Origin of the sequence: Pseudomonas sp. KNUC1026 (genome assembly GCF_021650705.1) — a bacterium.
Taxonomy (GTDB): Bacteria; Pseudomonadota; Gammaproteobacteria; order Pseudomonadales; family Pseudomonadaceae; genus Aquipseudomonas.
Genome location: NZ_CP087138.1, coordinates 4,658,347 through 4,683,860, shown reverse-complemented (window position 1 = coordinate 4,683,860; position 25,514 = coordinate 4,658,347). Strand labels below are relative to the sequence as shown.

The 25,514-nt window shown below is 63.5% G+C and carries 11 protein-coding genes and 1 pseudogene; 9 read left to right on the top strand and 3 right to left on the bottom strand.

Features of this window, described 5'->3' with window-relative positions; all coding sequences use genetic code 11:
* The first annotated feature begins 158 nt into the window (after positions 1–158).
* Together LN139_RS22050 and LN139_RS22045 are read left to right on the top strand one after the other, a co-directional pair.
* Positions 159–1,265 carry a YcjF family protein gene (locus tag LN139_RS22050; RefSeq protein WP_236356986.1) on the top strand — a complete coding sequence of 369 codons (1,107 nt, stop codon included), beginning with the start codon at positions 159–161 and terminating at the stop codon, positions 1,263–1,265.
* Entirely contained in the window at positions 1,249–2,784 is a 1,536-nt protein-coding gene (locus tag LN139_RS22045) for a GTPase family protein (RefSeq protein ID WP_236356984.1), read from the top strand. Before LN139_RS22050 ends, LN139_RS22045 begins: the two co-directional genes overlap by 17 nt.
* 149 nt (positions 2,785–2,933) lie before the next feature.
* On the opposite strand, the gene LN139_RS22040 is transcribed toward LN139_RS22045, so the two are convergent.
* The 3 genes from LN139_RS22040 to LN139_RS22030 all read right to left on the bottom strand — a co-directional run bounded on the left by LN139_RS22040 (position 2,934) and on the right by LN139_RS22030 (position 16,086).
* The gene (locus tag LN139_RS22040) at positions 2,934–3,275 is read right to left on the bottom strand and encodes a tryptophan synthase subunit beta (RefSeq protein ID WP_236356982.1); all 342 of its coding nucleotides are present in this window, start codon (positions 3,273–3,275) and stop codon (positions 2,934–2,936) included.
* Between the two features lie 132 nt (positions 3,276–3,407).
* Complete coding sequence (locus LN139_RS22035; RefSeq protein WP_268944885.1) at positions 3,408–13,184, bottom strand: cadherin-like domain-containing protein; 9,777 nt, start codon at positions 13,182–13,184, stop codon at positions 3,408–3,410.
* The gene (locus LN139_RS22030) at positions 13,138–16,086 is read right to left on the bottom strand and encodes a retention module-containing protein (RefSeq protein WP_236356980.1); all 2,949 of its coding nucleotides are present in this window, start codon (positions 16,084–16,086) and stop codon (positions 13,138–13,140) included. The genes LN139_RS22035 and LN139_RS22030 overlap by 47 nt, the downstream gene beginning before the upstream one ends.
* A 352-nt stretch (positions 16,087–16,438) precedes the next feature.
* Here LN139_RS22030 and LN139_RS22025 point away from each other — a divergent pair.
* From LN139_RS22025 to LN139_RS21995, 7 genes and pseudogenes are all read left to right on the top strand, one after another.
* Positions 16,439–17,793: pseudogene (locus LN139_RS22025) on the top strand (TolC family outer membrane protein).
* A gap of 53 nt (positions 17,794–17,846) precedes the next feature.
* Positions 17,847–20,000 (top strand): type I secretion system permease/ATPase, encoded by a 2,154-nt coding sequence (locus LN139_RS22020; RefSeq protein WP_236356978.1) that lies wholly within the window; start codon positions 17,847–17,849, stop codon positions 19,998–20,000.
* On the top strand, positions 19,990–21,354 hold the full coding sequence (locus LN139_RS22015; RefSeq protein ID WP_236356976.1) for an HlyD family type I secretion periplasmic adaptor subunit: 1,365 nt from the start codon (positions 19,990–19,992) through the stop codon (positions 21,352–21,354). Before LN139_RS22020 ends, LN139_RS22015 begins: the two co-directional genes overlap by 11 nt.
* A 251-nt stretch (positions 21,355–21,605) precedes the next feature.
* Positions 21,606–22,493, top strand: coding sequence for a TauD/TfdA dioxygenase family protein (locus tag LN139_RS22010; protein WP_236356974.1), 888 nt, complete (start codon positions 21,606–21,608; stop codon positions 22,491–22,493).
* Positions 22,494–22,509: 16 nt separating this feature from the next.
* Positions 22,510–23,517: an ABC transporter substrate-binding protein gene (locus LN139_RS22005; protein WP_236356973.1), complete on the top strand. Its 1,008-nt coding sequence runs from the start codon at positions 22,510–22,512 to the stop codon at positions 23,515–23,517.
* A gap of 5 nt (positions 23,518–23,522) precedes the next feature.
* Positions 23,523–24,368 carry an ABC transporter ATP-binding protein gene (locus tag LN139_RS22000; RefSeq protein WP_236356971.1) on the top strand — a complete coding sequence of 282 codons (846 nt, stop codon included), beginning with the start codon at positions 23,523–23,525 and terminating at the stop codon, positions 24,366–24,368.
* Positions 24,369–24,387: 19 nt separating this feature from the next.
* Complete coding sequence (locus tag LN139_RS21995) at positions 24,388–25,236, top strand: ABC transporter permease (protein WP_236356969.1); 849 nt, start codon at positions 24,388–24,390, stop codon at positions 25,234–25,236.
* Positions 25,237–25,514 lie beyond the last annotated feature (278 nt).

Genomic DNA, 25,514 nt, shown 5'->3' with positions numbered 1-25,514 from the left:
CAGGTTTTGAAAGGATTGTCCTCCCCGGTGGCCGCCGAGAGTTGACAAGCGTCAATCAGTTCCCTGATACGCACGTGTCAGATTGCCGCAGCGCGGCACAGGGACTTTTTCGCCGCCGTGCTTACCTAACGGGAATAGCCGCCAGAACGGGCCTTTGAATGAAAATCCTTGATCACGTTTACCGCCGCCTGAACCCGGAGGCGAACCCCGCATCGCAAACGGCGTTCGAGCGCAGCGCCCAGCAACTGCCAACGGTGTGGCTGCTGGGCAAGACCGGTGCGGGCAAATCGTCATTGATCCGTGCGCTGACAGGGCTGGACCGGGTGGAGGTGGGCTCGGGCTTTCGCCCATGCACCCTGACAGCCGAGCAGTACGACTACCCGGCGCAAACGCCGGTGCTGGCCTTCATGGACACACGCGGGCTGGCCGAAGCCGACTACGACCCCAGCGCCGACATCGCCAACTGCGAAAGTGCGAGCCATGCGCTGCTGGTGGTGATGAAAGCCGAAGACCCCGAACAGTCGCAGGTGCTGAAGGCGCTCAAGCAGATCAAACGCTCGGGACGCATCCGCGAGGCCCTGTTGGTGCATACCGGCATCTACCAGGTCGAAAACGAGATCGAGCGCCAGCGCTGTATTGCCCACAACCAGCAGCAGGTCGAAGCAGTGTGGGGCACGCTGGACAGCGTGGCCGTGGACTTCAATGGCCCAGATGGGGTGCCGGCGAACCTTGAGGCGCTCAAGGAAAAGCTCGGTGAGCGTTTGCCGATCATCCTCGAGCTGTTCCGCAACCAGGGCCACAGTGATGCCGAGGAGCGTAATTTCAGCGAACTCAAGCGCGAGGTGATGTGGTATGCCGGTGCAGCCGGTGCCTGCGACGCGATACCCGCAGTGGGCCTGGTGGCTGTGCCCACGGTGCAGTTGAAGATGCTGCACAGCCTGGCCAATCAATACGGGCTGGAATATACCCGCCGGCTGCTCAGCGAGTTCGCCGCTGCAATGGGGACAGGTTTCGGCGTGCAGTACGCCTCGCGCCTGGGCCTGCGGCAGTTGGCCAAGCTCATTCCGGTGTGGGGGCAGACCGTCGGTGGCGCTTCAGCGGCGGTGGCCAGTTACTGCTTCACCTACGCGCTGGGGCGGGCGGCGTGCATGTACTTCTACCGCCTCAAGCGCGGCGAGCCGATTACCTCTCAGGAACTGCGCGAGCGCTTCAAGCAAGCGTTCGACCACATCGTGCCGGTGGCCCGCGATGAAAAGAGCCGTTAGTGCCTTGGGCGCCCTGGCGCGATTATCCGACCGGGCCGTGCCCTACGCGTTGCTGTCGTTGGTGATTCCGTTGCTGGTGCTGGCAGGCTTTGGTGTGTACAGCCTGTTCAGCGATGGCCGCTGGCTGCTGTTCATCACGATCCTGCTGGTGTGCACTCTGCTGTCGAGCCTTGGCCTGCTGCTGGCCCGGCGCAAGGTCAAACAATCCATCGCGCCCGCCGTGGAGCATGCGCTGGAGGCAGAGGCCAAGGTACCGGACTACTGGCGCGAGCGGGATCGCGCCATCCAGCGCGAAACCCTGCCCGTGGTAGCGGGCCTGCTCAAGGAGGAACCCGCCTGGCAGGCGCTGCCCCAGCATGCCTTGGCGATAGTGCGTGAAGTTGCCGGCCGCTATCACGACGATGCGCGCTACGCACAATGGGCGTTCACTGCGCCGGAGATGCTGGCCATTTGTGAGCAGGTCAGCCGCCGCTACCGGCGAGTGCTCCAGGCCCATGTGCCGGGCGTGGAGCACATTCGCCTGTCGACCTTGATGAACCTCAACGATCAGGTGGAGCGCTACGGGCCGCTGGCGATGAAGGTATTCAAGGGCTACCGGGCGCTGCGGATGTTTTCGCCGCAGGGCGTGCTGGCGGAGATGCTGACGCAGCTGCGAGGCGAGGTTTTCAGCGGGCTGAGCACGGAGTTGCAGAGCCGTTTGAAGTATTTGCTGCTGCTCGAAGTGCTGCGCGCGGCCGTTGACCTGTACGGTGGGCACTTTCGTGTTGACGATGGCCAGCTCAAGCCTGGGCGGGTCACTCAGAAGGATCAGGAGCGCCAGGCGCCCGAGCTCGACCCGGTGCGTATCGGGTTGTTGGGTCAAGTAGGGGCAGGCAAGTCGTCGTTGGTCAATGCGCTGAGCGATAGCTTGAGGGCGGAAATCAGCGCACTGCCGGCTACCGATGGCGTCACTGTGCACGCTTGCGCAGTGGAGGGCGCACCTGATTTGCGCCTGATCGACCTGCCAGGGCTCGATGGCAGCAAGAAGGTGCATGACCTGGTGTTCGAGCAGGTGCGGCAATGCGACCTGGTGCTCTGGGTACTCAAGGCCAACCAGCCAGCACGTGGGCTGGATCAGGCGTTTCGCCGTGAGCTGGATGACTGGTTCGCTGAACACCCTGAGGCCTCGCCGCCGATTCTGATCGGTGTGCTCAATCAAATCGACCGGTTGGTACCGGCCGGGAGCTGGCAAGAACCGTTCTCCCTGAGTGACGGCAGTGCCGCGTCGCAGGCTGTGGTGGAGGCCAAGGCGTGGAACGAGCAGTTGCTGGCATTACCGGGCATGGTGGCTGTGGCCCTGCCCGCGGGCAAGGCGCCGTTCAACCTGCACGGCTTGGTGGAGCGGGTGCAGGAGCAGTATGCCAATGCGGTGAATGTGCAGCTGGGCCGGCGGCGCCGAGAGGCGGGGGATTTTTCTATCAGCCGCGAGATGGAGCGGGTGCGCAAGGCGGCAGTGGGGATGTTCGGGTTGCTGCGGTAGGTGCCTGGAAGCTCGGCGCGTCGCGCGGCAAGCCGCCCTCCCACTGGGTGGACTGCCGTGGTCTAGATGAACTGCAGTGGTTCTGAAGTGGGAGGCCGGCTTGCCGGACGCCGTGTAACGGGCGCCGTGCAGCGGGCGACACACAAACTTCAGATCAACGGCGTCTCCTCATCGTTGATCAACCGCGCCGAAGCGCTGCCCAGCGATTCGCGCGCCTGGGTACGGCCGGTCAGCTTGGCCAATGCCGCCTGCGGCAGGTCGGTGACGGTAATCACGCCTTTTTCCACCAGCAGCTGGATCAGGTCATCCAGCACCCGAATCATCTCCAGGTCGCTCTGGCGCAGCTGCTCAAGGCTGCGCAGCGCGGTCTGGCTGGTGAACCACTCCTGAATCTCGACGTTGTCAGCCAGCAGCGTATCGGTCGCTTCGGCGAACGCCTCGGCCTCGACTCGCGACAGTTTGCCGTGTGCGTCACGCTGTACGTAAAACATGAGCCTTGCCCTCAAAGAAACGGCTGGCGATCGGCCGCCCGCGAAGGATAGGCCAGCCGCCGGCCGGATGATACAGCCCTAGCCGATGTACCGATAAATCGCCCGGCCGGTGAAGGCCAGGCGTGGGTTGCATCAGTGATGGTCAACCTTGATGGTGCTGTCGTGGATCAGTTGGGCCAGCGAGTTGTTGGTCCAGCCGGCACCGTCACCATGCACCTTGATCGTCACGTCAGCCTGGCTTTCGTTGGCGGTGGTCGCCTTCTGCACATCGTTGGCAGAGGTGGTGGCCGCCGTGGTGAGCTTGCCGGTGGTGCTGATCAACAGCTCGGTGGCACCACTGCTGTCCTTGGCGATCTGCAGGTATTTGCCGAGGTTGGCCGTGAGGTCGTCGGCGTGGTCCTTGAGCAGGTCGGTCAGGTCGATGGTGTCGCCCTGGGCATTGCTGAAGTCGGTGATCACGTCAGCGCCCTTCTGCACCGCACCCTTGCTGTCGGTGGTGTCGACGTTCAGGTCGCCACGCAGCCACATGAAGGTATCGGCACCGTCACCGCCGGTGAGGATGTCGTTGCCCTTGCCGCCGATCAGAATGTCATCGCCATTGCCGCCGTTGAGGGTGTCATTGCCCGCCTGGCCGAACAGGATGTCATTGCCGTTGCCGCCGTTGAGGGTGTCGTCACCGCCGCTGCTGCCCAGGTTGAACTCGCCCAGGTGGCCTTTGATGTAGGTGTAGATCTCCGAGTCGGAAGCGGTGTGGCCCACCTTCTCGGCAACGTACGCCTTGATCACCGAGGTCCCAAGGCCGTCGGCCGGGTTGATGCCGTTGAAGAAGATCGTGTCGCCGAAGAGGATGTCGTTGCCCTCCCCGCCGTTGATCACATCGTTGGCCGGCTGTGCGGTCACGGTCTTGCTGGCAATCACGCTGGAGAGGTTGTCCAGAGTCACATTCAGCGCCGCGTGGCCACTGGTGTCGTAGTTGTTCAACGAGCTCAGGTCGGTGCCCTGGTTCTGGTCGGTGCTCAAGCCCACGGCGTTGACCGTCGGCGACTGCGCCACGAGCAGGTCCCAGCCTTCCTTGGTGTTGCTGGCCAAACCACTTGCAGCAGACACCTCGTTAGCCATCTGATAGCCGCCATGGCCGTCGGCAACCCGCGTTGCGTTGCCACCGGAAGCGGTACCTTCGTTGATCAGGTAGCGGTTGGGCTGGCCGTCGGTGATGAAGAAGGTCTGGTTGACCGCCCCGGAGGTGCCGTTGTTGATGAACCAGTTCGCCGTGTCCTTGAACGCTTCCTCGTAGTTGGTAGCGCCGCCCTTGGTCGAGTTGTTCGTGGCGTTGGCAACTGCGGTGCTGATCTGGCTGTCCGTCATGTTCTTGGTGAGCACGATGGTCGAGTCGAGCGCATGGTCAGAGAACGTGATGATCCCGACCTTGATGTTCTGGCTCGAGGTCATGTCGTTACGCAGCTGCTTGATCGCGGCCACCAGCGCATCCTGCTCCTGGGTGTACTTGCCGCGCATGCTGCCGGACACGTCGACGATGAACGCCACGTTGGCGTCCTTGGCCGGGGTCACCGTGCTCTGGGCCTTGTCGCCGACGATGATGTCGTTGTTGCTTGTGCCGTTGAGGGTGTCGGCATTCGGTGAGCCGTCGGTGTAGGTGTAGACCGACTTGGACACCGAAACGGTAGTGTTAGCCACGTTCGAGGCCGCACCGAAGACGTCCTGCACGGTCACCGAGATAGTGCGGGTGCTGTCGCTGGCCACATCGGCGGTGTTGCTGAAGGTGATCGCCTTGATCGCGTCCTGGTACTGCGCAGCGGTGGCGGTGCCGCTGAGCACAACCTGGCTGCCATCGGCAGACAGCACAGCATTGACGCCGCTTGGCAGGCTGCCAACGTTCAAGTGGTCGCCCACCTGCGCGTTGTTGATCGCGATGGTTGCGCCCTTGATGCCGGCGTCGTCCAGGGTGATGGTTGCCTTGTCGCTGACCGACACGCCGTCATGGTTGGCGGCATAGCTCACGTTGTGGCCGGTACCGGCAACGCCGCTGTCCAGGTCCAGTGCCGGGGCGACCGGGGTCACCTGCACAGTCACGGTGGCATCTTTCACGCCATTGGTGCGCTGGTCCCACACGGTGTAGGTGAAGGTCGCCGGGCCCGAGTAACCGGCCTCCGGCGTGAAGATCACATTGCCGTTGGTGTCCAGCGTTACGGTGCCGTGCTGGCCATTGTGCACAGAGCTGATGCTCAACACATCGCCCTGATCGGCGTCGGTATCGTTCTTCAGCAGGTCTGCGGCCTTGATGGTCAGGCTGTGCAGGTTGTCGCTGTGGAGGTTCTCGCTGACGGTCAGCAGGTTGTGGCTCAGCGGCGAGGCCGTGTCACCCAGCACTTTGAGGGTGCTCAGGCTGCTGCCCAGCTCGATCTTCAGTGCGGCATAGCCGCCCTGATCCCAGTAGACCACCTGGATGTCGTGCAACCCGGAGTTGGCGACCGAGAAGCTGAAGTTGTTCACCGCCTGCGAGGTAATGCCGTCATACACTGCGGCCAGCTTGCCGTCGATCAGCACCATGTAGCCATCGTCAGCGGTTACGCGCAGCGCATAAGTGCCCGCGTTCAGCTGTACCTGGCCGGTCATGTTCAGGATCGCGTCCGAAGAGTCGATCTGCTTGCCCGAGAGGCTGTCGTAGTTGCCCTGGTTGGCAGCCGAGTTGTTGGTCAGGAACTTGACCAGGCTGTTGTTCGAGCTGTCGTAGTGCCCCAGGTTGTCGCTGACACTGCCGAAGTCGATCTTGTTGGCGTTGAACGTCGCGTTGGGCGTGTTGCCGGCGATCCACGCCAGCACCTGCGACACGCTGGTCAGGTTCGGGCGGCCCTGGCCGCTGTTTTCCTGATAGTTGTAGAACTCGGACTTCAGGCCGTTCTGAACCAGGTAGTCATCGTTGGCCACTGGCGGGTTGTTGCTCAGGGTCAGGCTCGGAGTGCCCGAACCTTCACCGGTCGCACGGCCGTCGTCGGCCACCAGGGTCACGCCCGGCAGGGTTTTGTTGTGGCTGTTGTAGTAGTCCACACCGGCCTGGGTCAGGGTGATCTTCTGGTTGGCGGTGTCGAGGCTGTAGTACACCACGCCGTCAGCGTTGGCCTTGACGCTCACGGCCAGTTTGCTGGCATCGCCTGCGTCCTTGTCGCTGGCGCTGTAGCTGCCGACCACGGTGCCCACGGCAGCGTTGTGCGGCTGCGAGTCGATGCTGGTGACGGTGACTTCCGGCGCCTGGTTGCTCAGGGTCGGGGTGTCGCTGGCTTCAGCAGTGGCGCGGCCGTCGGTGGCGGCGAGGGTGATCGGCGGCAGTTCGCCTTTGTGGCTGTTGTAGTACGCCACGCCCTTGTCGGTCAGGGTGACCGCGTTGTTGGCGGTGTCTAGCGCGTAGTAGCCGTTGGTGTTGCTGCCGGCCTTGAAGGCTACGGTCAGTCGGTCGCCGTCGGCATCGTTGGCGCTGTACCTGGCCACGGTGTCGCCAGCAGCTGGCGCATGCTGGGTCAGGTGGTTGGCGTCCAGCGTCAGGGTCGGCGCGGCGTTGCTCAGGGTCAGGCTCGGGGTGCCCGAACCCTCACCGGTCGCACGGCCGTCGTCGGCCACCAGGGTCACGCCCGGCAGGGTTTTGTTGTGGCTGTTGTAGTAGTCCACACCGGCCTGGGTCAGGGTGATCTTCTGGTTCGCGGTGTCGAGGCTGTAGTACACCACGCCGTCAGCGTTGGCCTTGACGCTCACGGCCAGTTTGCTGGCGTCGCCTGCGTCCTTGTCGCTGGCGCTGTAGCTGCCGACCACGGTGCCCACGGCAGCGTTGTGCGGCTGCGAGTCGATGGCGGTGACGGTCACCTCTGGCGCCTGGTTGCTCAGGGTCGGGGTACCGCTGCCATTGCCGGTAGCACGGCCGTCGAAGGCGGTCAGCTCCAGCAGAGGCAGTGCGCCCTTGTGCGAGTTGTAATAGTCGACACCGGCCTGGGTCAGGGCAACGCTCACCCCGTCGCTGGCCAGCTGATAGTACTTGGCCGAATCGCTACCCGACTTCAGCGTCACGGTCACCTTGTCACCGTCCTGGTCTTTGCCCAGGTAGGTAGCGACGGTGTCGCCGGCCTTCGGCGCATGCGGCGCCGGCGACAGGCTGCTGATTTCTACCGTAGGGGCTGCGTTGGTGAGCGTGACCGTCGGTGCCTTGCTGTCAGTGCCGGTGTGCAGGTCATCGCTGACCACCAGGCTGACGTTTGGTAGCGTGTTGCCAGCATTGGCGTACGCAGCGCCGGCGGCGGTCAGGGTGACCTTGTTGCCGCTGAGCTGGTAGTAGCCGTTGCTGTTGCTGCCGTCAGCGAAAGCCACCTTCAGGGCGCTGGCGACGGTGTCGCCGTCCAGGGTCTTGTAGGTTGCGACGGTTTCGTTGGCCTTCATCGCGTGCTCGGTGATGCTCACCGGCGTGATGGCGATGGTCGGCTGGGCAGCGGCGGAGACGTGCACCGTGACCTTGGCGTCTGTGGCGGCAGTTTTGTCGCCGTCGCTCAGGGTGTAGGTAAAGCTGGCGTCGCCCACGAACGTCTTGTTCGGCGTGAACAGCACGCTTTGCTGATCAGCGCTCAGCACTGCGGTGCCGACCACATTGCCCTTGGCATCGACCACGTTGCTGCTCACGCCGACGATCTTCAGCTGATCGTGGGCGGTGTCCACATCGGTGTCGTTGGCCAGCAGGGTGCTTGCCTTGATGGTCAGCGCCTGGCTCTCGGTGGTGCTGAGCGGGTTGTAGCTGACCGGATAGGCGCTGCTGCCCAATACGGCGTAATTGCCGGTGGCCGACTTCACCTCGACGGTGAGGTTGGCGCTGCCGCCCTGGTCCCAGTAGATGATCTGGATGTCATGGGCGCCGCTGCCGGCGACGTTGAAGTCGAACGTGCCGCTGCGCGAGGTGGTGTTGGCGTCGAACACCGCCACCTGCTTGCCGTCGATGAGGATCTGATAACCGTCATCGGCCGTGACCTTGAGGGTGTAGTTGCCGGCGTCCAGCCCGACCACGCCGGTCAGCTTGAGGATGGCGTCCGAGCTGCTGGTGTGGGTGCTGCTCAGGTCAGTGGCATGCGCCGTGACGCCTGCGACGTTCACGCCCAGGAACTTGCTGAGGTTGTCGGTGGTGCTGTCGGAGCGGCCCAGGTCGTTGTTCACGCGGGTCTGCGCAACGCTGCCGAAGTCGATCAGGGTCGCGTTGAAGGTCGCGGTCGGGCCATTGCCGGCGATGTACTTGACCGCCTGGGCAACGCTGGTGAGGTTGGCGCCCTGCGCCGAGTCGCTCCAGCTGAAGTACTGGCCCTTGAGGCCGCTGACCAGGCTCGGGTCATCGTTGGCCACCGGCGCGTCATTGACGGCGGTGACGGTGACGTCGGTCTTGGCAATCAGCGAGGTGGCCTTGTCCGAACCGTCGCCACCCGGCGTGCCGATATCGGTCACGGTCAGCTCGACGCTGCGCGGCGCGGTGTTCGGCGCGTCGCCCGGTACGGAGAACTGCACGGAGCTGAGCAGCTTCTGGAAGGCATCGATAGACGCCGGGCCGGTCAGGGTCACCACCATCGCGCCGTTCTGCACGGCGGTCTGGTAAGTGATCTGCTGGCCATCGACGGTCACGCTGCCCGAAGGCTGCAGCACTGCACCGTTGGTGTAGCTGGAGCTGAACGCGTCACCCGGCTGGAAGCCTTTGAGGGTGAGGGTGGCGTGGTCCAGGGTGCTGTTGTCGCTGTCCTTGATGGTCAGGCCATCGAACAGGGCCACGGCGCCTTGCTTCTCGGTGAAGGTCACGGTGGCAGCATCGTTCACCAGCGGGGCGTCGTTCACCAGGTTGGTGGTGACCGGCGCGGTGGCGTCGTTGCCCAAGGTGCTGTCCGTGCCATCGGCCACATGCAGGCTCACGTCCGGCAGTTTGTTACCGGCGTTCACCCAGTCGGCACCGGTCTGCGTCAGCACGACCTGGCCGTCCTTGATGGCGTAGTAACCCTGGCCGTTATTGGTCAAGCTGACCACAGGTGCCGGGGTCGGGCCGTCAGGGTCGACTGCGGTGTAGCGAGCCACCACCTGGTCGGCGCTGGCCTGGTGCTCGGTGACTGGCAGGGTCTGGACGATGCTGATGGTCGGCGCGTCGTTGACGGCGGTCACGGTCACATCGGTGTGGGCTACGAGCGAGGTGGCCTTGTCCGAACCGTCCCCGCCCGGGGTGCCGATGTCGGTCACGGTCAGGTCGATACTGCGCGGCGCGGTGTTCGGCGCGTCGCCCGGTACGGAGAATTGCACCGAGCTGAGCAGCTTCTGGAAGGCATCGATCGAGGCCGGGCCGGTCAGGGTCACCACCATCGCGCCATTCTGCACGGCGGTCTGGTAAGTGATCTGCTGGCCATCGACGGTCACGCTGCCCGAAGGCTGCAGCACTGCACCGTTGGTGTAGCTGGAGCTGAACGCGTCACCCGGCTGGAAGCCTTTGAGGGTGAGGGTGGCGTGGTCCAGGGTGCTGTTGTCGCTGTCCTTGATGGTCAGGCCATCGAACAGGGCCACGGCCGCCTGCTTCTCGGTGAAGTTGACGGTAGCCGCGTCGCTCACCAGCGGGGCGTCGTTCACCAGGTTGGTGGTGACGGGCGCGCGGTCATCGGCGCCCAGCGATGGGTCCATCGCATCGGCAGCGTGCAGGCTGACGTCCGGCAGTTTGTTGCCAGCATTCACCCAGTCGGCACCGGCCTGGGTCAGCACGACCTGGCCGTCCTTGAGTGCGTAATAGCCCTTGTCGTTGTTGGTCAGGGTAACGACAGGTGCCTGGTTGTCAGGGTCGGCGGCGGTGTAGGTGGCAACGACCTGATCGGCCTGGGCCGCATGCTCGGCCACTGGCGTAGTGGAGGTGATGCTGATGCTCGGTGCGTGGTTTACCGCATCGACCACCACGGTGAAGGTCTGGCTCTGGCCTTCGGCAACCACTGGGCTGACGCTTTCCTGTGCGGAGCCACCGAGGGTGAGCTCGAAGCTGCCGGCCTGGCCTGGTTTGGTCAGCAGGCTCAGGCTGTTCAGGTTCATCCCGGTGAGGTCCAGCGGCGTTTTGCCGTCGGAGGTCATCAGGTGCTCGCCGCCCGCGGTGTCGAAGGCCTTGAGGATGGTGCCTTCCGGTACACCGGACAGGCTGACCCGGTGGATTTCCGAACCGTCGTTGTCGACGAAGGTAGCCGAGAGGTTGCTCAGCTTGATCCACTCGTGTTCCAGGCCATGGTTGATGGTGCTGACGGTGTAGTAACCCTCACCGTTGTTCAGCACGTGGTGGGCAGCGCTGCTGCCCAGCTGATCGGCACCGGTATAGGTGAGCAGGCCGCTGTCGGCCAGGCTCTTGGCCGCGCCGCCATCGACTGCAACGGTGACGTTGTAGCTGCCTGGGCCGTTCTGGTTGAAGTGGTAGATGTCCACTTCGTAGTAGCCGCTGGCCTGCGGCGTGAAGCTGCCGCTGATGCCGCCGCTCTGGCCATTGACCACCGAGCTCCATTGCGCCGAAGCGACGGTCTTGCCACCGACGACTACCGCCAGGCTGTCGTCGGCGGTGCCGCCGAAGCTGTAGGCCTTGCCCGCTTCGAGGTAGACCAGGCCGAAGTATTTGGTGGCGGTCTGCTGGGCAACGTTACCGGCGCTGTCGATCGCCGGTACGCCGTTCAGGTGCTGCACGGTGGTATCGCTGGGCGGAGTGCGCAGCGTATCGACCAGCGTTTGCGGTGCGGCACCGCCGCCGCCATGGCCGAGCGTGTCGAAATCGGACGAGCTGACCTGCCAGGTGACTTTGTTGAAGCCGGTCGGGGCTGCGTCGGGCAGCGCTACGCTCAGGGTCGGGGCGTTGGCGATCGGGTTGACGTCCAGCAGCAAGGTGGCGTTGCCACTGCTCTGGCCGTTGTTGCTGGCCTCGAAAGTCAGCGAGTCGTAGTGCGACTTCTGGTCGCCTTCGCTGCTGCTGTCGCTGTAGTCGGGGCTGCCGGATTCGTGCGCCTTGGGCGTGAAGGTCAGCTTGCCGCTATCGATGTCCTGCTTGCTGATCACCTGGCCGGCGGTCACGGCGGTGCCGCCCAGGGCCAGCACACCGTTGGTGGGCAGGGTGGTGATTTTCACGGTCCAGGCCGAGGCGTCCTGCGCCTGGCCGCTGACGTTGAAATTGGCCCAGTTGAGGGTCAGCGGGGTCGCCTCGTCACCTTCAACTTCATTGCCAGCCACAACAGGCTTGTCGCCGTCGACGATGGTGGTGGTGGCTTGAGCGGCGGAATAATCCACGCTCTCGTAACCCGAATCGGCTACGCCGGTGACCTTCACGGTCAGCGTTTCAGCGCCCTCGATGAGGCCGTCGGCCTTGATCGGCAGCTCGATCGGGAAGCTGGTCACACCGGCCGGGACCTTCACGCTGGTCACGCCAGTGAAGTCCGAACCGTCAGCAGCCTTGCCCGAGTAGCTCAGGCTCACGGTGGTTTCGCTACGGGTCGGTGCGCCGTCGGCGTTGCTGAACTGCAGAGTGAAGGTGGCCACCTGGCCTTCGTTCACGCTCGGCGCGGTGGTCAGGGTGACGGTTGTCACGTCGTTGTCATCGGCAACGGGGGTGTTCACCTGGCCGTCGACCTTCAGGTTCGGCTGCGATGCGTCGTTGCTGACGATGTGGTTCTCGGCAACGCTGCCGCCTTGATACATGTCATCCGGCGCCGCCACAGGCTGGCTCGGCGCGGAGCTGCTGGCGCCGGCCGGGATCACCACGTCGCCGCCCTTTTCCAGCGTCACGTGGATCGGCTGGGTCGCCACGACCGGGTTGCCGGCGCTGTCGATCAGCTTGACGGTGTAGGTGATGGGGTCACCTTCCTTGGCATTGGCTGGCGCATTGGCGACCAGTTGCAAGGTGACCTGCTGCTGTACTTCGATGGTGCTGACAGCCGGCTGGTCGGAGCTGACCGCAGGCAGGCCGTCGCCGCCAGCGTCGGTCACGCTGACGCTGACCTGGCGCGGTTCGGTGCTTGGCGGATGCTGGTCGCCGGTGCTGAAGGTCAGCTGGCTGATCAGGTCCTGATAGGCGCTTTTCGGGGCCTCACCGCTCAACTGAATGGTCCAGGTGCCGTTGGCGAACGATTGGCTGTAGCTGATGCCTTCGAAGGTGCCGTTGGCGCCCGGGAAGCCGATCACGTCGGTGCCGGCCGCCTTGCTGACGGTGATGGTGGCCTTGCTCAGGTTGGCGCTGTCTTCGTCGGTGATGCTCAGGCGGCTGACCAGCGCGACCGGGTCGTGGTTTTCCTGGAACACGCTACCGCTGTCGGTTACCACAGGGGCATCGTTGACCAGCGTGGTCATCGGGGTGCCGGTGGTGTTGCCGGTGAGCAGGGTCGAGTCGGTGACGGTCAGGCCAATCTGCGGCAGTTTGTTACCCAGATTGACGTAGTCGGCACCCGCTTGAGTGAGCTGCACGGTGTTGCCGACGACCTGGTAATAGGTGTTGGCGCCCGATGCGTCAGTGCCGGCACTGCCAGGGGTGAAGCGCACAGTCACCGCGTCGCCGTTGGCGTCGAAGGTGCTGAAGTTGCCGACGACCTGATGTTCGACGGCCGAGTTTTCAGTCACGCCCACGGTTTGCAAGGTGATGACCGGGGCATCGGCATTGGCCAGCACATGCACGGTCAACGGCGTGCTCACCGCCTCGGGTGCGGCGTTGCCGTCCTGGGCGATGGCCGTCACGGTCAGTTGCACGTCACCGGTCGCAGCGCCAGCGGGCGCCTGGTAGGTCAGCGTGGCGAGGTTCCAGTTGGCGACGTCAACCGAGGTATTGCCGGCGCTGGCGACGAACACGTCATTGCCCGAACGCAGGGTCGCGCCCTCCGGCAGGCCGCTGATCATCACCTTCAACGACTCGGAACCGTCGATGTCGTTCAGTGTGCGCGGTAATAGGTTGCAAGGCGATCTGCGCGCCTTGCACGCCGGTGTTGTTGGCAGTGCTCAGAGAGATGTTGCCGAGCACGCCACCCACGGAGTTGTGGTCGCTGGCCACGAAGGTCAGGGTCTTGTCGCCGCCGGCGTTGGTCGGCAGCACCAGGCTGTAGTGCTGCAGGCCAAGCTGGCTGGTGTTGAGCGTGGCAACGACCTTGCCATCCCACATCACCTTGATTTCGGAATCGTTGCCCAGGCTGCCGCTGCGAGGCGAGTAGTCGAAGTTCAGGGTGTAGACACTGTTGGCCGCAGTGTTGGCGACTTTGGTGCTCAAGTCACTGGCATCGCCGCGGTTGCGCTCCAGCTCGATCACATGCGTATCGGTGGGCAGGCCGAAGGCCCTGCCACTTTGGATTTCGACCTGATTGCCACTGTTGCCGGTGGTCCATTCGCCGTTACCGATGTTGCGCACTGGCACGTTCAGCGACGCGCCGATGCTGTCGAAGTTGGTGCTGATGGCCCAGCTGCGGTCGCCGAGCGCCAAAGTCGGGATGTCGGTAACCGGCGCTACATTGATGGTGATGGTGCCGACGCTGCTGCTGGTCGCGTTGTTCGAGGCTTCCGTAGAGGTGCCGGTGACGGTCAGGGTGAAGGTGCCACTGGCGTCCTGCGGAGCCTGGTAGCGGATGGCACCGAGGTTCCAGTCGCTGACGTCCAGCGAGGTCTGGCTGCCGATGGTGACGCTGTGGGTGCCATCGGTCAGCTGCGCACCGGTGACCAGCGCGTTGCCGCTGAGCACCGTGGTATGGGTTTCGGAGCCGTCGTTGTCGGCGTAGGTGGCAAGCGTGCCCAGGGCGATAGGCTTGTCTTCGAAGCCATTGACGCTGCGATCGACCGGAATAGCCGGCGCGTCGGCCACGGCATTGACCTGAACGTTGATCTGCACGCTGGTCGAGGCGGTGTCCTGGTTCGATTTTTCAACCGCAGTGCCGGTCAGGGTCAGGCTGTAGCTGCCCGACACATAGTCACCTGCGTTGAAGGTCAGTTTCGACAGCGTCCAGTCGCTCACGTCGACGCTGGTCTGGCCTGCACCCAGCGTCACAGTGTGGGTGCCGTCGCTGACGGTTTGCCCGGCCTGCAGGCCGCTCAGGGTGATGGTGTGGTTCTCGGAGCCGTCCTGGTCCTTGAACTTCACCTCGTAGCCGCCGATGTCGATGCTGGTGCCTTCATCGCCTGCCACGTTCACCAGCGTGCCAGCCCCATTGGAGGGGGCGGTTGCCGGGTGGTCGACAGTGATGGTCGGGGCGTCGGCCACGGCCACGATGGTCAGGTCGATCTTGGCCTGTTCGCCAACCACTGGCTCGCTGGAGCTAGCGTTGTTCAGTGCGGTGAACTGGATGGAGCCGAACAGCGAGCTGTCGGTTGGGCTGCTGGCCTGGTCGGCTGCCGGGGTGAATACCAGCGTGCCATTGGCCAACTGCGCCTGGGTAACGATGTCACCGGCCTTGAGAGTGGTTTCCACGCCGCCCACGGTCAGCACCAGGGTGCCATTGCTCGGCACGCCGTCGATGCGCACACCCAGGTCAGCGTTGCTGCTGCCCTTCTGGACGTTGAAGCTGTCCCAGGTGAGGGTGGTGGCGGTGTCTTCGCGGCCTTGGATCGGGGTGTCGCCCGAGCCGGTAGCAGCCGGCGCGGTCTGGTCGACGATGCTGGTGTCGACGCTGTTGCGCTGTGGGTCGATCGCCAGTTGCTCGAAGTCGCCTGCGCGAGTGCCAGTGGCAGGCGAAACGCTGTCGATGGTGACGATCAGGTGCTCGGTGCCTTCAATGAGCTTGTCGTTCAGGGCAGCAACCGGCAGCTGTGCCGAAGACGAGCCGGCCTTGATCACCACCTGGGTTTCACCGGTGAAGTCCTGGCCGTCGGCAGTGCCGCTGTATTTGACGGTCACAGTCACGTCGGTTTTGGCCACCAGCGGCTGGTTGTTGCCGTCAGTGATGCTCACTGTGTAAGTGGCGCCGGCGCCCTCTTTCACCGAGGCCGAGCCGCTGATCGACACGTAGCTGGTATCCAGCGTGTCGGTGACCTGAGTGGTAGCCGGGGTCGGGTCGACGGTGACCGCCAGGCCCGCACCGCCGCTGGTGCCGGTAACGGTCACATTGAGATTGTGAGCGTCGATGTACGGAGTGTTTTCGTTGGCCATCGGCACGTTGACCGAGCCGGTGGTCTGGCCGGCAGCGATAACGATGGTCGCGCCATTGGACAGCGTGACAGTCAATGGGCTCAGCGGCGCCTGGGTCAGGGTCGCGGTGTAGGTGAGCACGCCGCCGTCTTCCGTGATCGAAGAGGTTGCGCTCAGGGTCAGCGTGGAAGGCCGCACGGGCGTGCCATCGGTCTGCTCGGCGCTCAGGCGCTCACGGCCGTCGAAGCCGGAGGTCTGAAAGCCCACGGTCGGGTCGACCGAGCCAGCGGTTTCATTGAGCATCACCACGCTGTGGCCGCCACCGCCGGAGCCACCGGTGTCGCCAGCCTCGTTACCGGCTGCAGTCGCTTCCAGATCCTGCGTCGGGTCGGCACCGGCGGCGATGGCCTTCTGCAAGTCCTCTACCGAAGTCGCCTGGACGGCGCTGGCCAGCTCGCTGTCATGGCTTGCCTCCACACGCGTCGGCGCCGATGCGCTCCACAGGCTGTCACGGCCAAGGTCAAGGGTGCGCCCATCCTGCAACTGCAGCGTGACTGCGCCGCCCGCCCCCGTTTCGACCTGCTCCCCTGCGAAAAGGCGATCGCCTTCGACCAGCACACGTTTGATCCCTTCAGGGGACACTGCGACAACCTGGCCAACAATGCTTTTGACGATGGCAACAACACTGCTCATGGGGGACTTCTCCGGGGGTTACCTTCTGGGTCGCTTCCTTACGACTGGCTGCTTTTTCGAGCCACTTCAGAGGGAGCGCAAGTTCCAATATATAAGTTTAAATGACGCCAATAATCCGACAATTAATTAGCAAGCTATATAGATGACAAACTATTGACCAATTGCGCGCCATCCTAAACAATCCGCGCCGCGATGTCACATTGATATTGCTTTAGGCGAATCGTCTTCCTTTGTATGCGTAGTTCCCTTCCTGCGGACTTCCGACATTCGGTCATTTCGGTTGCCATTCCCATGGCGGCCCCTCGTTCGGCCGCGATTGAAAACAGCACAAAAAACCTCGGGATCTACCTTCATGCGCGCGCCACTTCTTGCAGCCATTCCACTGACCCTCGCCGCTGCAATCGCTCAAGCACAAACCCTGCCAGAAGCCATGCAGCACGCGCTCGAGGTGCACCCCGAGGTGCAGGCCGGGGTGAATGCGCGCATGTCCGCCGACTACGCCGTGAAAGCCGCCCAGGGCGGCTACCTGCCGCGTGTCGACGTGCTGGCCGGCTACGGCCGCGAAGGCACCGACAGCCCTACCACGCGCGCAGCCAGCGGCGAAGACCGCTACAACACCCTAAACCGGGGTGAAGCAAGTGTTCGCCTGCAACAAATGATCTTTGACGGTTTTGCGACGCAGAATGAAGTTGCGCGTCAACAATCCACCGCCAATTCTCGTGCCTATTCTCTTTGGGCACCTCCGAAAGTACTGCCCTGAAAGTTGCACAGGCGTACCTGGATGTTCTGGCCCGTCGTGAATATGTCCGCCTGGCTGACGAAAACTTGAAGAACCACCGCCGAACTCTCGATCAGATCCAGTTGCGCACTTCCCGCGGTATCGGCCGCAATGCCGACCTTGATCAAGCCGAGGCCCGCGTTGCACAGGCCGAAAACAACCTGCTGACCGAGCAGACCAACCTCAACGACGCCAACACCACCTATTACAGCGTGGTCGGCATGGCGCCTGATCAGTTGGTAGCCCCGGCGCCGGGCGGCATCGCACTGTTCCCGGCCAGCCTGGACGAAGCCCGCGCCCAGATGGTTTCCAGCAGCCCCGTGCTGCGTTCGGCCGAATCGGATATCGCCGCGACCGAAAAGCAGTACACCGCCGCCAAGTCGACGCTTTATCCGCGCTTCGATGCAGAACTTGCGAAAAACGCCGATAACAACGTCAGTGGTGAAGAAGGCCACTACAATGGCTGGTCGGCGATGGTGCGCATGCAGTTCAACCTGTACGCAGGTGGCAGCAACTCGGCCGATCTGCAATCCAAGGCTTACCTGAGCAACCAGGCACTGGACATTCGCAACAACGCCCTGCGCCAGCTGAACGAAGAACTGGGCCTGGCCTGGAGCGCGTACGACAATGCCAAGCGACAGCGGCCGATCGCCGAGCAATACGTGACCCGTAGCGAGCGTGTGCGCACCGCTTACCAGTCGCAGTTCAGCCTGGGTGAGCGTACGCTGCTCGACCTGCTCGACAGCGAGAACGAAAGTTTCACCGCGCGCCGCCGATTGGAAGAAGTGAAATACCTGGAGCAGTTCAGCCAGTTCCGCATCAAGGCGGCCATGGGTGATTTGCTCAAGAGCCAGGGCGTCGTCGCGCCTTTGGCATCGGTTGTGCAACATGACATCAAGCCGGAGGTCAAACTCCCCGGCATGAACTGACCACGGTCGGTTCCGCCCCATCAACCCGATTAGGCAGTTAGAGAGTGCGCAGCGTGGAATCTGAAACCGGTGGAGCCCAACTCATTCATGATCCCAGGAGCCTGCACGATGATCCGCTGCTCGACGGGTTGTTAGCGCTTTGCTACCTGCACCAGAAGCCTGCCAGCAGGGCGATGCTCACCACGGGGCTGCCGCTGCCCGGCCAGAGGCTGTCGCCTGAGCTGCTCAGCCGTGCCGCAGCCCGCGCCGGGCTGCAAGGCCGCCTGCTGGTGCGCAAGCTCGAAGCCATTCCACGCATCGCCCTGCCGGCATTGCTGATGCTCAAGGACGGGCGCTGCGCGGTACTGGTGGGCTGGGAGGGCGACGACGCCCGCTTGCTCCTGGGCGAAAGCGATGGTGGCGAGGTGCGCGTAGCGCGTGACGTGCTGCTGGAGGACTACACCGGCAAGGTGTTCTTCGCCCAGCCTCAACACAAATTCGATATCCAGCGCGGCGAGCTGGTGCCTCGGGCCAAATCCTGGTTCAAGGACACCCTGAAGAAATCGCGCTGGCTATATATGGACGCGGTGGCAGCGAGCCTGGTGATCAACCTGATCGCCATGGCAGCGCCGCTGTTCACCATGAACGTCTATGACCGCGTTGTGCCGAACCAGGCCACCGAAACCCTCTGGGTGCTGGCCATCGGTATCTGCGGCGCCTACGTGTTCGACCTGCTGCTCAAGGGCCTTCGCAGCCTGTGCCTGGACCTTGCCGGCAAAAAGACCGACCTGATCATCTCCGCCACGCTGTTCGAGCGCGTGGTGGGGATGGCCTTCAAGGTGCGCCCGGCGCGTGTGGGCAGCTATGCGCAGAACATCCATGAGTTCCAGGGCCTGCGCGACTTCCTCACTTCGCTGACCCTCACCACGTTGATCGACCTGCCCTTCACGCTGTTGATCATGCTGGTGATCGGCTTGCTCGGCGGCTGGCTGGTGATGATTCCGCTGGTGGCCTTCCCGCTGGTGCTGATCATCGTTCACCTGTTGCAACGGCCGCTCACCTCCACCCTCGAGCGCACCATGGCGCTGAGCGCCGAGCGCCAGTCGACCATGATCGAGACCCTCAACGGGCTGGACGGCATCAAGGTCAACAACGCCGAAAGCGAGCGCCAGTACATCTGGGAACAAACCCTCGGCACGCTGAGCCGCCTCGAATTGCGCGTGAAGGTGCTCTCCAGCCTATCGATGAACCTCACCGCGTTCGTACAGGCGCTGGCGGGCGTGACCATGATCATCGGCGGGGTGTACCTGATCATCGCCGGCGACCTGAGCATGGGTGGCCTGATCGCCTGCTACATGCTCAACCAGCGCGCGATGGCGCCGCTGAGCGCGCTGTCCGGCCTGATCACTCGCTGGCAGCAGACCAAAGTGACCATGGGCTCGGTCAACCAGATGATGGAGCTGCCGCAGGAGCGCAACTTCGAAGAACGGCCGATGACCCGTCCCGTACTCCAAGGCAGCATCGAGTTCCGCAACATCGACTTCACCTACCCCGGCCAGCAGCACCAAGCGCTGCGCGGGATGAACCTGAACATCCGCCCCGGCGAGAAGATCGGCATCATCGGCCGCAGCGGCTCGGGCAAGAGCTCGCTGGCCAAGCTGATCGTCGGCCTGTTCGAGGCCGAAAAAGGCGAGTTGCTGGTGGACGGTGTGGACATCCGCCAGATCGACGTCAGCGAGTTGCGCCACAACATCGGCTACGTGCCACAGGACATCCAGCTGCTCGCCGGCACGCTGCGCGACAACCTGGTCAGCGGCGCCCGCTACGTCGAGGACGAGATGGTGCTGCAGGCTTCGGAGCTGGCGGGCGTGCACGAATTCGCAAGGCTCCACCCGCAGGGTTATGAATTGCAGGTGGGCGAACGCGGCCAGAACCTCTCCGGCGGCCAGCGGCAGGTTGTTGCCCTGGCGCGCGCGCTGTTGCTCAACCCGCCGATCCTGCTGCTGGACGAACCCACCAGTGCGATGGACAACACCGGTGAAGAGCGCCTCAAACAGCGCCTGCAAGCGGTGATCGAGCACAAGACCTTGGTACTGGTCACTCACAGGGCGTCGCTGCTATCGCTGGTCGACCGCCTGATCGTCATCGACCGTGGCCAGATCGTGGCCGACGGTCCGAAAGCGGCGGTAATGGAAGCGCTGCGCAAGGGGCAAGTCAATGTCGCTTAACATGCTCAAAAGCGGGATCGGCGCTTATTTCAAAGGCCGCGACTCCCTCGACGGCCAACCGCTGCCGGAAGTGAAAAAAGCCCTGATCGACGATGCACCGCGCATCGCCCGGCTGACCATCTGGGGCGTGATCGCGTTTTTCGCGTTCCTGCTGCTGTGGGCACACCTGGCGGTGATCGACGAGGTCACCAAAGGCGAGGGCAAGGCGATCCCGTCGTCGAAGATCCAGAAGATCCAGAACCTTGAAGGCGGCATCGTCGCGCAGATTTACGTGCACGAAGGCCAGATCGTGGAAGCCGGTGCGCCGCTGATTCGCCTGGACGACACCCGCTTCGCCTCCAACGTGGGCGAAACCGAGGCCGACCGCGTGGCGATGGAATTGCGCGTGGCGCGCCTGCAGGCGCAGATCGAGGATAAACCGCTGGTGATCAGCCCGGATATCCTCAAGAGCGTGCCGCGCCAGGCCAATGACGAATTGGCGTTGTACCAGAGCCGCAAGCAGCAGCTGGCCGATGAAGTGGGTGGCCTGCAAGCGCAGCTGGTGCAGAAGCAACAGGAACTGCGTGAGTTCGGCTCCAAGGCCGACCAGTACCGCAGCAGCCTGGGCCTGCTGCAAAAGGAAATCAGCATGTCCGAGCCGTTGGTGGCCCAGGGCGCCGTGTCGCCCGTGGACATCCTGCGCCTCAAGCGCAGCGAAGTGGAAACCCGCGGCCAGCTCGACTCCACCACACTGGCGATTCCGCGTGCTCAGGCAGCGATCAGCGAAGTGCAGCGCAAGATCGATGAAACCAAAGGCAAGTTCCGCAGTGAGTCGCTCACCCAGCTCAACGAAGCCCGCGCCAATTTGGCCAAGTACACCGCCACTGCCAAGGGCCTGGAAGACCGGGTCAATCGCACCATGGTCAACGCGCCCGTGCGCGGGGTGATCAAGCAGGTGATGGTCAATACCGTCGGCGGCGTGATCCAGCCTGGCAGTGACATCGTCGAGATCGTGCCGCTGGACGACACCCTGGTTGTGGAAGCCAAGATTCGCCCGCAGGACATCGCATTCCTGCACCCTGGCCAGAAGGCGATGATCAAGTTCACCGCCTACGACTACACCATCTACGGCGGCCTGGAAGGCAAGCTGGAACAGATCGGTGCCGACACCATCACCGATGAAGACAAGAAGCAGACCTACTACCTGATTCGCCTGCGCACCGACAAGAACCACCTGGGCACCGACGACAAACCATTGGTGATCATCCCCGGCATGGTGGCGTCAGTGGATATCATCACCGGCCACAAGAGCGTCCTGAATTACCTGCTCAAGCCAATCATCCGCGCCCGCGCCGAAGCGCTGCACGAGCGGTAGGAGCTTCAAGCTCCAAGCTTCTAGCTGCAAGTAAAAGCAGATTCGCTTTAGCTTGCAGCTTGGAGCTAGTGGCTTGAAGCTAATATCCTTATTCCTTAAGGATATTTAGATTTAGGTTTTTATTTCTTTAGACTCTGCTACCTGCGTACGAGCCGACCAATCGGTGCGCCGCACGAGAAGAACCACACGGGCAAACCCCGTGAGCGTCCAATCGTTGCGCGCCCGTCGGCGCGCTTGTGGGGAGAGTCACCATGCCATCGGCAGCCCATCTCGCGGCACCCGCTTCGCAGCCTTTTGAAATCCGCCCGTTCGCAGCCGGTACCGGCGCCGAAATCATCGGCCTGGACCTGGCCCAGCCGCTGAACGACAGCGACTTTGCCCGCATTCACCGCGCTCACCTCGACTATCACGTGGTGGTGTTCCGCGAGCAGAACATCACCCCCGCCCAGCAAGTGGCCTTCAGCCGGCGCTTTGGCGAGTTGCAGATCCATGTGCTCAAGCAGTTCCTGCTGCCGGGCCATCCGGAGATCCTCCGGGTGTCCAATGTGGTGGAGAACGGCCAGAACATCGGGCTTTCCGATGCTGGCAAGTTCTGGCACTCCGACCTTTCCTACAAAGAGCTGCCGAGCCTCGGTTCCATGCTCTACGCCCAGGAGCTGCCCAGCGAAGGCGGCGATACCTTGTTCGCCGACATGCACAAGGCGCTTGAAGCCCTGCCCGCCGAGCTGCGCAATGCCGTAGAAGGGCGCAAGGCGTCGCACTCCTACACCGCCCGTTACAACGAGCCTGCCATCAATGGCTATCAACGGCCGACCCTCACTGCCGAGCAGCTGGCGCAAGTAGTGGTGGTGGATCACCCGGTGGTGCGTACGCACCCGGAGACCGGCCGCAAGGCGCTGTTCGTCAGCGAGGGCTTCACCACGCACATCGTCGGCCTGCCCGAGGACGAGAGCCGGCAGATCCTCGCCGAGCTCTACCGCTACAGCGTGCTGCCAGAGAACGTCCACCGCCACAGCTGGCGCGAGGGCGACATGGTGTTCTGGGACAACCGCTCGGTGATCCACCTGGCGGCCGGCTGCCCGGCCCATCTGCGCCGCACCCTTCACCGCACCACCATCCAGGGCGATGCCCCGTTCTGAAGCCAGGAGTTTCGTCATGTTCAAACGTATAGGTACCCTGGCCGCTGCGCTGGGGCTGGCCGGCAGCACGCTGCTGGCGCCCGCTGCGGCCCAGGCCGAAGGGCAGATCCGCATCGCCGAGCAGTTCGGCATTGTCTATCTGCTGCTCAATGTGGTGCGCGACCAAGGGCTGATCGAGAAGCACGGCAAGGCCGACGGAGTGGATATCAAGGTCGACTGGACCCAGCTTTCCGGCGGCTCGGCAGTGAACGACGCGCTGCTTTCAGGCTCAGTGGACATCGCCGGCGCCGGCGTCGGCCCGTTGCTGACCATCTGGGACCGCACCCATGGCCGGCAGAACGTCAAGGGCGTGGCATCGCTGGGCAACTTCCCCTACTTGTTGGTGAGCAACAACCCGAACGTGAAGACCATCGCAGACTTCACCGAAAAGGACCGCATCGCGGTGCCGGCAGTGTCGGTATCGGTGCAATCGCGCTTTCTTCAGTACGCCGCGGCCAAAGAGTGGGGCGATGACGCGTTCAACCGCCTGGACAAGTACACCGTGGCCGTTCCACACCCTGACGCCAGCGCTGCGATCATCAGCGGCGGCACTGAGCTGACCGGGCACTTCTCCAACCCACCTTTCCAGGAACAGGAGATCGCCGCGCCGAACGTACACACCGTGCTCGACACCTACGACCTGCTCGGCCCCAACTCGCCGACAGTGCTGTTCGCCACGGAAAAATTCCGCGAGGACAACCCCAAGACCTACCACGCCTTCATCGAGGCATTGGCCGAGGCCGCTGACTTCATCGAGCACAACAAGGCGCAGGCCGCCGACACCTACATCCGTGTGACCAAAGCCAAGATCAGCCAGCCTGACCTGCTCAAGATCCTCGAAAACCCGAAATACCAGTTCAGCATCGACCCCAAAGGCACCTACAAACTGGCCGAGTTCATGTACCGCGTTGGCGCAATCAAGAACAAACCTGCTTCCTGGCAAGACTATTTCTTCCAGGACACCCGCCCGCTCAACGGAAGCTGACCGCCATGAACGCCTATGCGCAAGGCCACGCGGCCAGCCAGAGCGCACTGCTGCAAGTGCGCGAGCTTGATCTCGAATACCGCACCGCACAAAGCGTGGTGCGAGCCACTCACCAGGTGAGTTTCGAAGTGGACCAGGGCGACCGTTTCGTGTTGCTCGGCCCTTCCGGGTGCGGCAAGTCCAGCCTGCTCAAGGCGGTGGCGGGGTTTCTGCCGCCGCAGGGCGGGTCGATCCAGTTGCAGGGCCAACCGGTGACCGGGCCCGGCCCGGATCGCATTGTGGTGTTTCAGGAATTCGACCAGCTACCACCCTGGAAAACCGTGTTGCACAACGTGATGTTCCCGCTGCTCGCCTCGCGCACGCTGGGCAAGGCTCAGGCGCGTGAACGTGCGCTGGAATACCTGGGCAAGGTAGGCCTGGCGCGCTTTGCCGATGCCTTCCCGCACCAGCTCTCCGGCGGCATGAAAGCGCGCGTGGCGATCGCCCGGGCGCTGGCGATGCAGCCCAAGATCCTGTTGATGGACGAGCCGTTCGCTGCGCTGGACGCGCTGACCCGGCGCAAGATGCAGGAAGAGTTGCTGGCGCTGTGGGAAGAGGTGAAGTTCACCTTGCTGTTCGTCACCCACTCCATCGAAGAAGCGCTGGTGGTCGGCAGCCGCATCCTGCTGCTCTCGCCCCACCCCGGGCGCGTGCGCGCCGAGGTGCACAGCCATCATTACGGCTTGCACAGCCTGGGCAGCGAGGCCTTGCAGGCCAGTACCCGGCATATTCATCGGCTGCTGTTCGACGAAAGCCCGGCCGAGGCACTCGACGCCGACCGTGCTTTCGCCGATGTGCGCATTTCCTACTGATCGGCCCGGAGTGCAGAACATGCGCCAGGAATTCGAAGTGGCCCTCGCGCCACTGGACGACCTCCCCCTGACCCGAAACATCCCATTGGCACAACGCCTGTGGCAGCAAGGCTGGCTGCGCAAGGGCGTGATCTTGCTGCTGGTGGCGCTGGCCTGGGAGGCGGCAGCGCGCTATCAGGGTAATGATTTGCTGCTGCCCAGCTTTACCCAGACCGCGCAGGCGTTATGGAGCGGCACGCTGAGCGGGGAGTTGCCCGAGAAAGTGATCGTTTCACTCGGGGTGCTGCTCAAAGGGTATCTGCTGGGCATCGCGCTGGCGTTCGGATTGACCACGCTTGCCGTCTCTACCCAACTGGGCCGAGACCTGCTGGGCACCCTCACCTCGATGTTCAACCCGTTGCCGGCGATCGCACTGTTGCCACTGGCGCTGCTGTGGTTCGGGCTGGGTGAAAAGAGCCTGGTGTTCGTGCTGGTGCACTCGGTGCTCTGGCCGCTGGCGCTCAATACCTATTCAGGGTTCATGGGCGTATCGGAGACGCTGCGCATGGCCGGGCGCAACTATGGCCTGCGCGGGCTGCGCTTCGTGGCGTTGATCCTGGTGCCGGCGGCGCTGCCGGCGATTCTGTCGGGCCTGAAGATCGGCTGGGCCTTCGCCTGGCGCACGCTGATCGCCGCCGAACTGGTGTTCGGTGCCACCAGCGGTAAAGGAGGGCTGGGTTGGTACATCTTCCAGAATCGTAATGAGCTGTATACCGACAAAGTGTTTGCAGGGCTGGCGGTTGTGATCCTGATCGGGCTGCTGGTGGAGAACCTGGTGTTCGATACGCTGGAGAGATACACCGTGAAGCGCTGGGGGATGGCGCGCTGAGATCGCTTGGAAATCCTTGACTGCAAGCTTGCGGATCGCCGCAGATTATCTGGCGGGAGGGCGGCTTGCCGCGCGACATGCGGGCCTCAAGCTCTCTACCAAACAGGCGTCGCCCGGCAAGCCGGCCTCCCACGAGGCTGAGCAACGGCGCAGATCAAAAAGTGGGAGGGCGGCTTGCCGTGCACATGCGGGCCTCAAGCTCTCTACCAAATAGGCGTCGCCCGGCAAGCCGGCCTCCCACGAAGGCTGAGCAACGGCGTAGATCACAAAGTGGGAGG

Excerpts from the sequence above, each read along its gene's own strand:
- LN139_RS21995 (WP_236356969.1), top strand. The coding sequence starts at position 24,388 with ATGCGCCAGGAATTCGAAGTGGCCCTCGCGCCACTGGACGACCTCCCC.
- LN139_RS22045 (WP_236356984.1), top strand. The coding sequence starts at position 1,249 with ATGAAAAGAGCCGTTAGTGCCTTGGGCGCCCTGGCGCGATTATCCGAC.
- LN139_RS22030 (WP_236356980.1), bottom strand. The coding sequence starts at position 16,086 with ATGAGCAGTGTTGTTGCCATCGTCAAAAGCATTGTTGGCCAGGTTGTC.
- LN139_RS22050 (WP_236356986.1), top strand. The coding sequence starts at position 159 with ATGAAAATCCTTGATCACGTTTACCGCCGCCTGAACCCGGAGGCGAAC.
- LN139_RS22040 (WP_236356982.1), bottom strand. The coding sequence starts at position 3,275 with ATGTTTTACGTACAGCGTGACGCACACGGCAAACTGTCGCGAGTCGAG.
- LN139_RS22035 (WP_268944885.1), bottom strand. The coding sequence starts at position 13,184 with ATGATCAGCGGCCTGCCGGAGGGCGCGACCCTGCGTTCGGGCAATGAC.
- LN139_RS22005 (WP_236356973.1), top strand. The coding sequence starts at position 22,510 with ATGTTCAAACGTATAGGTACCCTGGCCGCTGCGCTGGGGCTGGCCGGC.
- LN139_RS22015 (WP_236356976.1), top strand. The coding sequence starts at position 19,990 with ATGTCGCTTAACATGCTCAAAAGCGGGATCGGCGCTTATTTCAAAGGC.
- LN139_RS22010 (WP_236356974.1), top strand. The coding sequence starts at position 21,606 with ATGCCATCGGCAGCCCATCTCGCGGCACCCGCTTCGCAGCCTTTTGAA.
- LN139_RS22000 (WP_236356971.1), top strand. The coding sequence starts at position 23,523 with ATGAACGCCTATGCGCAAGGCCACGCGGCCAGCCAGAGCGCACTGCTG.